The sequence below is a fragment of the [Haemophilus] ducreyi genome (assembly GCF_900109315.1).
In the GTDB taxonomy this organism is placed as follows: Bacteria; Pseudomonadota; Gammaproteobacteria; order Enterobacterales; family Pasteurellaceae; genus Haemophilus_B; species Haemophilus_B ducreyi.
This window is the reverse complement of the sequence record NZ_FOJC01000002.1, coordinates 1-12,586: the sequence shown is the minus strand read 5'-3', so window position 1 is coordinate 12,586 and position 12,586 is coordinate 1. Positions and strand designations below refer to the sequence as shown.

The 12,586-nt window shown below is 36.3% G+C and carries 12 protein-coding genes, 1 rRNA gene and 1 pseudogene; 10 read left to right on the top strand and 4 right to left on the bottom strand.

Features of this window, described 5'->3' with window-relative positions; genetic code table 11:
* Positions 1-43 precede the first annotated feature (43 nt).
* From apt to BMX01_RS01250, 9 genes and pseudogenes are all read left to right on the top strand, one after another.
* Complete coding sequence (apt, locus tag BMX01_RS01295) at positions 44-583, top strand: adenine phosphoribosyltransferase (protein ID WP_064082722.1); 540 nt, start codon at positions 44-46, stop codon at positions 581-583.
* A 27-nt stretch (positions 584-610) separates the two neighbouring features.
* Positions 611-2,675: pseudogene (dnaX, locus tag BMX01_RS01290) on the top strand (DNA polymerase III subunit gamma/tau).
* A gap of 11 nt (positions 2,676-2,686) precedes the next feature.
* On the top strand, positions 2,687-3,595 hold the full coding sequence (locus BMX01_RS01280) for an ABC transporter ATP-binding protein (RefSeq protein WP_064083042.1): 909 nt from the start codon (positions 2,687-2,689) through the stop codon (positions 3,593-3,595).
* A 2-nt stretch (positions 3,596-3,597) separates the two neighbouring features.
* The gene (locus BMX01_RS01275) at positions 3,598-4,359 is read left to right on the top strand and encodes an ABC transporter permease (protein ID WP_010945600.1); all 762 of its coding nucleotides are present in this window, start codon (positions 3,598-3,600) and stop codon (positions 4,357-4,359) included.
* Between the two features lie 78 nt (positions 4,360-4,437).
* A complete protein-coding gene (modA, locus tag BMX01_RS01270; protein ID WP_064082720.1) occupies positions 4,438-5,250 on the top strand; it encodes a molybdate ABC transporter substrate-binding protein in 813 nt (270 codons plus the stop codon).
* A 34-nt stretch (positions 5,251-5,284) separates the two neighbouring features.
* On the top strand, positions 5,285-5,965 hold the full coding sequence (gene modB / locus BMX01_RS01265) for a molybdate ABC transporter permease subunit (protein WP_074647615.1): 681 nt from the start codon (positions 5,285-5,287) through the stop codon (positions 5,963-5,965).
* An 18-nt stretch (positions 5,966-5,983) separates the two neighbouring features.
* The gene (gene modC, locus BMX01_RS01260) at positions 5,984-7,039 is read left to right on the top strand and encodes a molybdenum ABC transporter ATP-binding protein ModC (RefSeq protein ID WP_064082718.1); all 1,056 of its coding nucleotides are present in this window, start codon (positions 5,984-5,986) and stop codon (positions 7,037-7,039) included.
* A gap of 47 nt (positions 7,040-7,086) precedes the next feature.
* Positions 7,087-7,521: a type II toxin-antitoxin system RatA family toxin gene (locus tag BMX01_RS01255; protein ID WP_064082717.1), complete on the top strand. Its 435-nt coding sequence runs from the start codon at positions 7,087-7,089 to the stop codon at positions 7,519-7,521.
* Entirely contained in the window at positions 7,511-7,813 is a 303-nt protein-coding gene (locus tag BMX01_RS01250; RefSeq protein WP_010945606.1) for an RnfH family protein, read from the top strand. The genes BMX01_RS01255 and BMX01_RS01250 overlap by 11 nt, the downstream gene beginning before the upstream one ends.
* Positions 7,814-7,855: 42 nt before the next feature.
* Here BMX01_RS01250 and tdeA read toward each other — a convergent pair whose 3' ends face one another.
* The 3 genes from tdeA to gpt all read right to left on the bottom strand — a co-directional run bounded on the left by tdeA (position 7,856) and on the right by gpt (position 10,536).
* Positions 7,856-9,262 carry a toxin/drug exporter TdeA gene (gene tdeA / locus BMX01_RS01245; RefSeq protein ID WP_064083252.1) on the bottom strand — a complete coding sequence of 469 codons (1,407 nt, stop codon included), beginning with the start codon at positions 9,260-9,262 and terminating at the stop codon, positions 7,856-7,858.
* 111 nt (positions 9,263-9,373) lie between these two features.
* Positions 9,374-9,994: a guanylate kinase gene (gene gmk / locus BMX01_RS01240; protein ID WP_064082715.1), complete on the bottom strand. Its 621-nt coding sequence runs from the start codon at positions 9,992-9,994 to the stop codon at positions 9,374-9,376.
* Between the two features lie 68 nt (positions 9,995-10,062).
* Positions 10,063-10,536: a xanthine phosphoribosyltransferase gene (gpt, locus tag BMX01_RS01235; RefSeq protein WP_064082714.1), complete on the bottom strand. Its 474-nt coding sequence runs from the start codon at positions 10,534-10,536 to the stop codon at positions 10,063-10,065.
* Positions 10,537-10,708: 172 nt separating this feature from the next.
* Here gpt and BMX01_RS01230 point away from each other — a divergent pair, with 172 nt between their 5' ends.
* On the top strand, positions 10,709-12,157 hold the full coding sequence (locus BMX01_RS01230; protein ID WP_064083251.1) for an aminoacyl-histidine dipeptidase: 1,449 nt from the start codon (positions 10,709-10,711) through the stop codon (positions 12,155-12,157).
* A gap of 184 nt (positions 12,158-12,341) precedes the next feature.
* On the opposite strand, the gene rrf is transcribed toward BMX01_RS01230, so the two are convergent.
* Positions 12,342-12,457: ribosomal RNA gene (rrf, locus tag BMX01_RS01225) — 5S ribosomal RNA — on the bottom strand.
* Between the last annotated feature and the right edge of the window lie 129 nt (positions 12,458-12,586).

Below are 12,586 nucleotides of genomic sequence, written 5' to 3'. Positions count from 1 at the left end.
GTTAAATTTTACCCATTATCTTATTCTTTTTAGAAGGTCAAAAATGAATCAGCTAGATTTAATTAAATCATCTACCAAATCTATTCCTAATTACCCCAAAGTTGGCATCATTTTCCGTGATATTACTTCTTTACTAGAAAATCCTACCGCATTTAAAGCATCTATAGATGCAATCGTCACAGAATTCAAAAATAAAGGCATCACTAAAGTCGTCGGCACAGAATCTCGTGGTTTTATCTTTGGAGTGCCTGTAGCCTTAGCATTAGGGCTACCCTTTGTATTAGTGCGTAAACCTCATAAATTACCAAGAGCCGTTATTTCGCAATCCTATGCCCTTGAATATGGTGAAGATACACTTGAAATGCACCTAGATTCTATCAATCAAGATGACAACGTATTAGTGGTAGATGATCTATTAGCTACTGGTGGCACTATTGATGCGACCGCCAAATTAATTCGCCAATTAGGCGGTCAAGTTAAAAATGCGGCTTTTGTTATTGGGTTACCCGATTTAGGCGATAAAGCACGACTTGAACAAATCGGCATCAAATCATTCACACTAGTGGAATTTGACGGCCATTAATCCTCTCTTAATAAACGATAAAAATCCATGAGCTACCAAGTTTTAGCACGTAAATGGCGTCCACAACGATTTTCAGAAGTAATTGGGCAACAACACGTATTATCCGCATTAGAAAACGGTCTACGTCAAGATAAATTACATCATGCTTACCTTTTTTCTGGTACACGAGGCGTTGGTAAAACATCAATCGCCCGCTTGTTTGCTAAAGGACTCAATTGTGAAACAAGCATTACCGCCACACCTTGTGGCAAATGTGAAAATTGCAAAGCAATTGAAGAAGGTAGATTCATTGATTTAATTGAGATCGATGCGGCTTCTCGAACGAAAGTAGAAGATACACGAGAATTATTAGATAATGTCCAATATAAGCCTACAGTTGGGCGCTTTAAAGTTTATCTGATTGATGAAGTACATATGCTCTCACGGCATAGTTTTAATGCTTTACTCAAAACACTTGAAGAACCGCCCGAATATGTAAAATTTTTGCTTGCGACCACCGATCCTCAAAAATTACCGGTGACTATTTTATCGCGTTGTATGCAATTTCATTTAAGAACTTTAACACCAACGCAACTTAGCCAGCATCTTGAGTTTATTCTCACGCAAGAAAACATTCCTTATGAATTAGCCGCCATTGAAAAACTAGCAAAAGCAGCTCAAGGTAGTATTCGAGATTCATTAAGTTTGACAGACCAAGCGATTGCCGTAAGTAATGCCAATATTACATTACCGATAGTTAGCGAAATGTTAGGCTTAATCGATAATGATCAACCGCTTGAATTAGTGATGGCTCTAGCCCAAGCAAATGGCGATCAAGTTATGGCTATTATCCAAAACATTGCAACAAAAGGCATTGACTGGCAACAATTGCTAAATGATGTGGCAGAAACCTTACACCAAATTGCAATGTTGCAATTGCTTAAACAAGAAGCACCATCAGACACGCCATTACATTTGCTCGCAAAACAGATACCACCTGAAGATGTGCAATTTTTTTATCAGTTAATGCTCATCGGCAAAAAAGAATTAGCTTATGCACCAGAACAAAGTATTGGTGTAGAAATGGTATTTTTACGTGCCTTAGCATTTCATCCTAAACGTACTGAAGAAATTAACCAACGTGCGCAACTAAATCAAGCAAATAACGAACAGTCGGCAATGGTTGACAATACCCAACATAAGCTTGAACAGCTCAAAGCAAATTTAACACAAGTAACAACAGATAAAACAAGTGCACAAGCGGTCGAATCTTCAAGCAAACGATCAATAAAGTCTGCGCAACAAACTGTGCCGGCTAATATTACAGATAGCACAAATAATACGCTAATCTCACCCGCACTTGTTGCAATGCAAGCGCGGAAACAATTACAACAAAAGCACGTTGAATTAAATCAACACGAAAAAAAAAAAGCGTAAATCTATAACGGTTAATTCAACAAGTTCGCCAACAGAGATAACGACCAACACACAACATCAATCGTTAGATTTACAAGAACGTTTGATGAATTTAGCTCATTCTACCGCTAAAGTGACGAGTCAACCCTCTGTGCCGGAAGTCGCCAGTCAATCAACCGAAGAAGATTATCGTTGGACTTGGCTAGATCCAGAGTTAGCGATTGAGAACAAAAGCACTAAACCTGCTGAAATTAAACAGGCTATTTTACAAGATAAAACGCCTGAATTAGTTGCCAAAACCATTGAACTTGCTTGCGAACAAGATCAATGGTGTCAGATTATTAATACCCTTAATCTCAGTAGCTTTTCACGTCAAATAGCACTTAATAGCTATCTTGCACAAACAACAGCCCAACAATTAGATTTAGTTTTAAAACCGTCAATGTCACATTTAGACAATGAAGAATCACGAAAAAGTTTAACACTCGCGTTAGCAGACAAAGGATTCACTTATAAATTAGTGATAGGCGAAAGTGCCGAACACAAAACACCACTAGAAATTCGCCGGATGATTTTTGAGAAATTAACTTTAGCGGCTAAGCAAGCATTGAATAATGATGAAAAATTAATGCTATTACGTGATACCTTTGCAGCTGAAATTGATGAATCAACTATTCGTGCTGTCGCCAACATATAATGGATAATCAAATGAATGCTCTTGAAATACATCAGCTTGTTAAAACCTATCCAACCGGGGTACAAGCGGTAAAAGGAATCGATCTTGTCGTTAAACAAGGCGATTTTTATGCGTTACTAGGCCATAATGGTGCAGGTAAATCAACCACTATTGGCATTATTAACTCATTAGTAAATAAAACAAGTGGTACAGTCAAAGCATTTGGCTATGACTTAGACACACAGAAAATTCAGCTAAAACAACAAATTGGCTTAGTTCCACAAGAATTTAATTTTAATCAATTTGAGAAAGTGATTAATGTATTAACACAACAAGCGGGCTATTATGGTATTCCTTATCAACAAGCTTTAATACGTGCCGAAACTTGGCTTAAAAAACTAGAATTATGGGAAAAACGTTATCACCTTACTCGTGAATTGTCCGGTGGTATGAAACGGCGTCTGATGATTGCTAGAGCATTGGTGCATAATCCAAAATTATTAATTTTAGATGAACCAACTACTGGCGTAGATATCGAATTACGTCGCTCATTATGGGATTTCTTGCGTGAAATTAATCAACAAGGAACCACCATCATTCTGACGACACACTATTTGGAAGAAGCTGAAACACTCTGTCGCAATATAGGTATTATTCAAAACGGTTTACTTATTGAAAACACCTCAATCAAAGCATTATTAGCAAAATTAGAAAGTGAGACGTTTGTATTAGATTTACAAAAAACAGATAAAAATCAATCGCTTACTATTAATGATTACACCTTTAAATGGTTAGATGACAATACGATTGAAGTTGAAGTGAAACGAACACAAGGTTTAACCAAACTGTTTCAACAACTTGCTCAACAAGGTATTGAAGTACAAAGTATGCGCAATAAATCTAATCGTCTCGAAGAATTATTTATCAAAATGGCAAATTAATTATGAATTTAACCGGTTTTTTCACGCTTGCAACCAAAGAGTCACGGCGCATTATTCGTATTTGGCGTCAAACATTAGTACCGCCAATTATCACGACTACCCTTTATTTCTTGATTTTTGGTCAATTAATTGGCAGTCGTATTGGCGAAATGAATGGGGTCAGTTATATACAATTTATTGCACCTGGCTTAGTGATGATGACAGCCATTACAGCTTCTTATGTAAATACGGCCTCATCCTTTTTTCTAAGCAAATTTACCCATAATTTTGAAGAACTATTAGTTTCTTCTCTTTCAACCCATAACATTATTTGGGGTTATGTTGTCGGCAGTATCGTGCGTGGTGGGCTTTCAGGTATTTTAGTCACGCTAATTTCATTGCTATTCGTTTCTTACCAAATTCATTCTTGGAGCATTATTCTGTTAACTTTATTAATGACCACAATTGCCTTTTCGTTAGGTGGCTTAATTAATGCAGTATATGCTAAATCTTTTGATGATATTGGTAGCATTCCTACATTTGTTTTAACGCCATTAACGTATTTAGGCGGTGTATTTTATTCAATTACATTATTACCAGAATTTTGGCAAACACTCTCAAAATTTAATCCTATTGTTTATATGATTAATGCCTTTCGCTATGGTTTTTTAGGTATTAGTGATGTATCCATCGCTTATAGTTTCTCGGTATTAATCATTTTTATTCTAATACTATACTATTTTGCTTTTTCATTAATTGAAAAGGGCGTGGGATTACGCACCTGATTTTCATTGTTATAAATTGTACGAGAGATAATGCTAGAATTATATCCATCTCTCGTATAAAACATTAAGGAACTTCAAATGAAATCATTTAAACGATTTTTAGTCAGTGTATTAGCATTAAATACCACTGCGGTTTTTGCGGAAGATATTACGGTGTTTGCGGCAGCCTCAATGGCCAATGTATTACAAGACATCAATCAAGCATTTGAGAAAGCTTATCCTGAAGATAAAGTGATCTTTTCATTTGCTTCGTCTTCTGTATTAGCTAAGCAAATCGAACAAGATGCCCCAGCGGATATTTTTATTTCTGCTGATCTGAAATGGATGGACTATATTAAACAAAATCAACCTACTAAAGTAAATAATATCCAACCGCTCGTTAAAAATGAATTAGTTTTAATTGCGCCTAAAGATAGTCAGATTAATGCAAACAAAATAGAATATATTGATTTTAACAAAGAATTAAACGATAGCTATTTATCGATGGGCGATCCTGATCACGTACCCGCAGGTAGATATGCTAAAAAAGCATTACAACATTACCAACTTTGGAAGAGTGTTGAGCCACGGCTTGCTCGAGCTAAAAATGTACGTGATGCACTTGCTTTTGTACAACGCGCAGAATCACCACTAGGCATTGTTTACTTAACTGATGCAAAAATTGCCGCTGATAAAGTGAAAGTGGTCGCAACTTTCCCAACAGAAAGCTATGGTGAAGTTATTTATCCCGTTGCAACCGTCAGCAATAAAATCGTTGCAAAAAAATTTTTAGATTATCTAAAAAGCCCCATTGCAATCGCTAAATTTGAAGCAGCGGGCTTTTATCCGATAAAATTAATGCGATCAGGTGGTTTTATCCACTTTTTTACTCACGATTACAGTACTGATTAAAGCGCCAACCTGCACAATATTAATGTTATCTTCTATGTTTAATTTTACGCCACAAGAGCTTGATGCGATTATTTTAAGTCTGAAAGTCACCTCAATAGCGGTGCTTTTTTCATTACCTTTTGCTATTGCAATCGCATGGTTATTATCTAGGAAAGATTTTTATGGTAAGAATATACTAAACGGCATTGTTCATTTACCACTTGTGCTGCCACCTGTAGTCATCGGTTATTTATTACTTATTTTAATGGCTAAAAAAGGCATTATTGGGCAAGTATTATGGCAATGGTTTGGTTTTTCATTCAGTTTTTCTTGGCGAGGGGCTGTATTAGCCTCAATGGTGATGGCATTTCCATTAATGGTACGCTCCATTCGTTTAACGATTGATAATATCGATCCCAAATTAGAACAAGCGGCACGTACTTTAGGCGCTAGTCCGTTGAAAGTGTTTTGGACCATTACGTTACCATTGTCATGGTCTGGCATTATCGCAGGTGCTGTTTTGGGATTTGCTCGTTCATTAGGCGAGTTTGGTGCAACGATTACTTTCGTATCCAATATTCCTAATCAAACACAAACCATTCCAGCCGCACTGTTTACTTTTATTGAAATACCAAATAATGAACTGGCGGCTACGCGTTTATGTATGGTAGCAATAGCCATTTCATTATTCGCATTATTTACATCCGAATGGCTGGCCCAAAAGCAAAAACGTTAGCTTCAAACTCACTTTACTATGCTTGAAATTAATATTCATCAACAATTAGGTTCACTAAATTTAACGGTAAACTTACACATTGCGGCTAAAGGCATTACGGCTATCTTAGGTCGTTCTGGTGCTGGCAAATCCAGTTTAATCAATCTAATTGCGGGGCTGACTACAGCACAACGCGGATATATTAAACTGGGTGAGCAAACACTGTATGATCATGAACAAGGTATTAATCTTGCGCCAGAAAAACGTCATATAGGCTATGTATTTCAAGAACATAGACTCTTCCCACATTATTCCGTAGCCAAAAACCTTAAATATGGCTGTAAGCGGGTGGATAATTCTCATTTCTTACAAATTGTGAAATTATTGGGGATTGAACATTTACTTAATCGTTATCCAAGCAGTCTTTCAGGCGGTGAAAAACAGCGTGTCGCAATCGGACGAGCATTATTAACTAAACCACAAATTTTACTCATGGATGAACCGCTATCTGCCCTTGATTTACCTCGTAAACAAGAATTAATCACTTACTTAAGTCAATTAGCAAATCAAGTAGACATTCCGATTCTATATGTCACTCATAGTTTAGATGAAATTATTCGTTTAGCCGATCAGCTGATCTTACTTGAACAAGGTAAGATTATCGCTTTTGACTCGGTTGTTAATGTATGGCATAGCGATATTTTAGCTGATTGGCAATCAGAGACACAAAAAATAAGCTTATTAGAATTACCCTTGAATATACAACAGCCTATTTATAAAATGGTGGGCTTAAAACTAGGTAAACAACATATTTGGATCCCAGCAACACCTCATTATAAAATAGGTGATAAACTTAGGATTACCATTGCAAGCAAAGATGTCTCGATTAGTTTAGATCAAGTGCAACACAGCTCAATTAGAAATATTCTCAACGGCATTATTACTCAAATTGTAAAACACGATGATCGGGTAGATATTGCAGTCTTGATTGAAACACATCAAATTTGGGCATCAATTAGCTTATGGTCATTTGATGAACTCGCACTAAAAATTGGCCAACAAGTTTATGTACAGATTAAAAGTGTTTCTTTATAACTTTGCAAAATATATGAAAAAATAGACCACTTATTAAAGAGAAAAATATGCCAATCGTTAACCAATCTTCGCTGGTACCTTATAGTGCTGAACAAATGTATCAACTTGTCAATGATTATGAAAAATACCCTGAATTTTTATCCGGTTGTGTTGGCACTAAAACGCTCAGTATCAGCGATACAGAATTAAAAGCAGCGCTTCATATCCAAAAATTAGGTATTAATCAACATTTCAGTACGCATAATCGAATGATACCAAACCGCAAAATCGAAATGCATTTAATTGATGGGCCTTTCAAACAATTAGAGGGCGCTTGGACTTTCATACCATTTGATGAACATAGTTGTAAAATATCACTAAATTTGACGTTTGAATTTTCCAATCTGCTCATCGCAATGATTTTTGGGAAAGTGTTTAATGAAATAACATTAAAAATGGTTAACGCTTTTAAACAACGCGCTAAAGAGGTATATGGTGTCTGAATCGTCCCAAATCGTCGTAGAAATTATATATGCTTACCCTGATCAATATTTTCTTAAGAAAATAAGCTTAGATCAGCCCACGACTATTCAGAATGTTATTCTACAATCTGGTATTTTAGCCAAATACACCGAGATCGATCTACGTATCAATAAAGTCGGTATTTTTAGTCGCCCCGCCAAGTTAACCGATTATGTAGCCCATGGTGATCGGATCGAAATTTATCGCCCTTTAGTTGCCGATCCAAAAGAAATTCGGCGAAAACGCGCCGCGGAACAGGCCCAAAAAGCCTAAAAAAAGCACGATATAATAATCGTGCTTTTTTGATTGTGGTGATTATAACCGTTTATATTTACCTGCCATTGATTGATAAACGGCATTTTCTTTGGCCAAAATAGTATATTTTTGATTCAAAATGGCTAACTGAGAAGTTAATTCTACATTCATCGCGTTAATCCATTCACGAAATTCAGCAACACCTAACTCATAGCGATTTTTATAATAAAAACTAATTTTCTTATTATGTTCATACACTTGTTGCAAAGTGGTATAACTATCAAAGGCCTGTTGATAAGCATAATAGTAATTATCCACTTCATTTAATGCGGATGTAATGACTTGCTCATAATTCAATTTTGCCAAATGATAATCCGCTTCCGAAAGCTTCACATTATTTTTGACGGTTTGCCAATCTAGGAATGGCAAATTCAATGAAATCATACTATTGCCTAATTGATTATCACCAATATTCCTTAATTTAGCCGCACTACTTGAAATTGAAGCGCCTAATGTAACCGTCGGGAACCAACTTTTTTCCGTCGCACTTAATGATTTAAATGCCGATTGCAAACGTTTTAATTTTGCTGCTACATCTGGACGATTTGCGATAGCTGAAATAGGTACATTCATATCAACCCCTTGTAATTCAACTGACAAAATCGCTGGATACTCTATTGGCAAAGGCTCATTTGGCTTTAAATTCAATAAGTTACGTAAAGTTTGTTCCGCCACTTTTAGAGTAGTATGATAGCCAATCAAACCATTACGTGCATTCAAAGTCGCTTGCTTGGCTTGTTCAACCGCTAAGTGATCAATCGCCCCCACTTCCATTTTATTTTCTAAAATATGATTAATCTGTTCATAATTTTTAATGGTTTGTTCACTAACATTAATCACATCTTTCAAATAGGCAATTTGATAATAGCTAGCCACAACAGCATTAATAATAGAAAGTCGAGTTGCTTTTAAGTCTTCTATCGTTGCTTTATATTCCCATTCCGATGCACTAGCACTATCAGCTAAACGACGCCATAAATCAAGCGTATAACTTAAATTGAATGAGGCATTGTGTACAACATTTGACGCCTTGGTAACGCTATTAGATGATTGTAATGAGCCATCAGAAACCAACAATTTTGATGCTGAGCTTGAACCGCTACCGCTAAAAGTTGGTACTAAACTAGCGCCGACTAAATTCGCATTATATAGCGCTTTATTAACCAAAATAGCACTTTTGGCTAAGTTAACATTATTAGCTAAGGCTTGGCTAACAAGACGATTTAACTGCGGATCGTTATATCCTTTCCACCATTCTTCATCAATATTAAACTGCTTAGTCAATTCTTCATATTGCTGGTAGCTGGCTTTTGCTTGTTCAAGCGAGCCATCTTTTGTCATACTCGATGTACAAGCTGACAAAAAGCTTGCTAACGTAATAAATAATGCTAATTTTGAAAATTTCATTTAGCTTTCCTTAAAATAATAATTTAAATAATATGCACTGAATTTCAACCAAATATCTTTTCTTACGCGCAAAAAAGATTTTTTGGTAAATTACCCAGTTAAATAGACCGCTTATTCAGCTAATAATTCAGCAATTAATGCTTGTTGGCGAATAGCTTGTGCTGATTGTTTTAAACGTTCAGCAGTAAGAATACTTTTTAATTCAGTTAATGCGGTTTCAAACTGATCATTAATAATGACATAATCAAACTCATTGTAATGAGTCATTTCTGATACCGCTTGTTCCATCCGTTTAGCAATAGTTTCTAAATAATCTTGCCCTCGCCCGACTAAACGCTTTTCTAATTCAGCGCGCGATGGAGGCAAAATAAAAATAGTTTTTACATTAGGCACTTTTTCACGGATTTGGCGAGCACCTTGCCAATCAATATCTAAAAATACATCAATACCTTGCGCCAAGCTACGCTCAATCATCGGCAATGACGTACCATAATAATGATCAAATACTCTTGCCCATTCTAAAAAATGACCTTGTTCAATCAACGATTCAAATTCGTGATGCTCGGTAAAATAATAATGGATACCATGCGTCTCCCCTACACGTGGCTGACGCGTTGTATGTGAAATTGAAAGCTGCACTTCTGTACGAGGTAAATCTGCAAGTAATGCATTTATTAACGAAGATTTACCCGCTCCGCTGGGTGCTGAAAGTATATATAGATTGCCTAACATAAGAGAATAGATAATGTTCTATAAATAACGGAAAATGGAGAATTATTAATTCTCCATCTAGTTTGAATTTATTTACGAGCAAGCGGAGGAACAAAGGTAATGCCTAAATCCCAAGGTTGCTCAATCCACGTTTCTTGAGGAATATCAATAACATAATCATCAATAAGCGGCGCACCAAGTGGCTTAGCAAAAACAGTCACAAATTTTGCCTTTGGATACATTCTACGAATTTCTTTCGCAGTATTCCCCGTATCCACTAAATCATCTACAACGATAAAACCCTCACCATCTGTTTGTGCTGCGTGTAACACTTTTAATTCGCCTTGTTCATCATGTTCATAACTTGAAATACATACAGTTTCTACGTGGCGAATACTTAATTCCCGTGCTAAGACCGCTGCTGGAAATAAACCTCCACGACTAACTGCGATAATACCTTTCCATTGTGACGCAGGCAAAAGACGTTCTGCTAATTTACGGGTATGCATATGAAACATATCCCACGTCACCACATATTTTTCGTTTGTGTATTTCCCACCCATAAAAAAGCCCTAGATAAAAAAAAGCGGCGACTAAGCACCGAATAAATAAAACTTATCTCATTCTAACCTAAAAAGCACATTCGTGCTATCATTTCCGCATCTATTCAGCGATAGCGGTCAATTATTTGAATAATTTTAACTACTTATTACCCACCTATTTTAAGAGGCAAATATGTCAGAAATATCTAAACTCACTCCCAATATACTATGGCAATGGTTTGATCAAATTTGTACTATTCCCCATCCTTCTTACCATGAAGAAAAACTCGCAAACTTTATTGTCAATTGGGCAAAATCTAAACAGCTTTTTGTGGAACGTGATGAAGTAGGCAATATTCTTATACGTAAGCCAGCCACTAAAGGAATGGAAAATCGACAATCCATCGCATTACAAGCACATCTAGATATGGTGCCACAAGCAAATCCATCCACCATACATGACTTCTCTAAAGATCCCATTCAGCCCTATATTGATGGCGACCGGGTTAAAGCTAAAGGAACTACATTAGGTGCTGATAATGGCATTGAATTAGCATCTTGCCTCGCTGTTTTAGAAAGTAAAGTGCTTATACATCCAACTATCGAAGTATTACTGACAATGAGCGAAGAAGTTGGAATGGAAGGCGTCTTAGGACTTCGCCGTAACTGGCTTCAATCAAATATTATGATTAACACCGACACTGAAGATAATGGTGAAATCTATATCGGTTGTGCAGGCGGTGAAAATATTAATTTAACTTTACCGCTAGAATATCAACCAACTCAATTTGAGTGTACTTACCATATCAGTTTAAAAGGTTTAAAAGGCGGCCACTCTGGTTGTGATATCCATACAACCAGAGCAAATGCTATTAAACTACTGACACGCTTACTCGCTGATCTTGCAAGCCAACATACTATTCATATCGCAAATATAACCGGTGGTTCCGTGCATAACGCAATACCACGAAATGCGCAAACAACGATTACATTCAAAGCCAAAGATCAACAAAAATTAACCGCTTACTTAACGCAACTAACTACTGAAATTAGTAACGAACTAAAATTAGCTGAGCCTAATTTAGAATTCATAATAGAACAGATTGATTTACCACAAAAAACACTCACGCCTGAATCGACCCAGAAAATGATTCACCTACTGAATCTATTACCCAATGGCGTTATTCGCAATAGCGATATTATTGAAAATGTCGTAGAAACATCCTTAAGCATTGGACTAATAAAAATTGAAGATCAACACTTAACAGCAAATATTCTAGTCCGTTCTTTACTAGAAAGCGGTAAAGCAGAAGTCCGTAGTAAAATTAATTCATTAGCTACATTGACTGACGCAAAAGCCACCTATAGCGGAAATTACCCTAGTTGGCAGCCTAATATAAATTCAAAAATCACATCGCTTACCAAAAAAATTTATGATCAAATTTTAGGCTACGAAGCAAAAATTAAAGTCATTCATGCAGGCCTAGAATGTGGTTTAATTAAACAAATATATCCTCATATGGATATTGTATCTATTGGACCGACTATTAAAAATGCACATTCACCAGATGAAAAAGTACATATTCCAGCGGTAGAAACCTATTGGCAACTACTCACTACTTTACTTTCAAAAGCGGTCTAACCAACTGTATCAAAACAAGATAGCTAAATAACCGCATATTATTCTAGTATACGTATTTCATACGCCCTTTATTTTTTAGCTATCTAGTACCCAATTACCTTATTTGTTATTTGTTGTTTGTTCTTTTTTTATTCGCTTAAACAACAAAAAACCCCATAGCAGTCGCTACGGGGTCGTAATTAATCTCTGGCGATGACCTACTCTCACATGGGGAAGCCCCACACTACCATCGGCGTAACAGCGTTTCACTTCTGAGTTCGGGATGGATTCAGGTGGGACCACTGCACTGTTGTCGCCAGAATATTCTGGTGATGATATTCTGTCTTTGTTTGTCTGTTTATTTATTGATTGACTGATTGTTATCTATTGATTGTTATTTCTTTGTTCTTTTATAGTGTCATAAAACTAAAAACAAGCTGTCTGAGTATT

Coding starts and splice junctions, on each gene's coding strand:
- apt (WP_064082722.1), top strand. CDS start 44: ATGAATCAGCTAGATTTAATTAAATCATCTACCAAATCTATTCCTAAT.
- BMX01_RS01280 (WP_064083042.1), top strand. CDS start 2,687: ATGAATGCTCTTGAAATACATCAGCTTGTTAAAACCTATCCAACCGGG.
- BMX01_RS01275 (WP_010945600.1), top strand. CDS start 3,598: ATGAATTTAACCGGTTTTTTCACGCTTGCAACCAAAGAGTCACGGCGC.
- modA (WP_064082720.1), top strand. CDS start 4,438: ATGAAATCATTTAAACGATTTTTAGTCAGTGTATTAGCATTAAATACC.
- modB (WP_074647615.1), top strand. CDS start 5,285: ATGTTTAATTTTACGCCACAAGAGCTTGATGCGATTATTTTAAGTCTG.
- modC (WP_064082718.1), top strand. CDS start 5,984: ATGCTTGAAATTAATATTCATCAACAATTAGGTTCACTAAATTTAACG.
- BMX01_RS01255 (WP_064082717.1), top strand. CDS start 7,087: ATGCCAATCGTTAACCAATCTTCGCTGGTACCTTATAGTGCTGAACAA.
- BMX01_RS01250 (WP_010945606.1), top strand. CDS start 7,511: ATGGTGTCTGAATCGTCCCAAATCGTCGTAGAAATTATATATGCTTAC.
- tdeA (WP_064083252.1), bottom strand. CDS start 9,262: ATGAAATTTTCAAAATTAGCATTATTTATTACGTTAGCAAGCTTTTTG.
- gmk (WP_064082715.1), bottom strand. CDS start 9,994: ATGTTAGGCAATCTATATATACTTTCAGCACCCAGCGGAGCGGGTAAA.
- gpt (WP_064082714.1), bottom strand. CDS start 10,536: ATGGGTGGGAAATACACAAACGAAAAATATGTGGTGACGTGGGATATG.
- BMX01_RS01230 (WP_064083251.1), top strand. CDS start 10,709: ATGTCAGAAATATCTAAACTCACTCCCAATATACTATGGCAATGGTTT.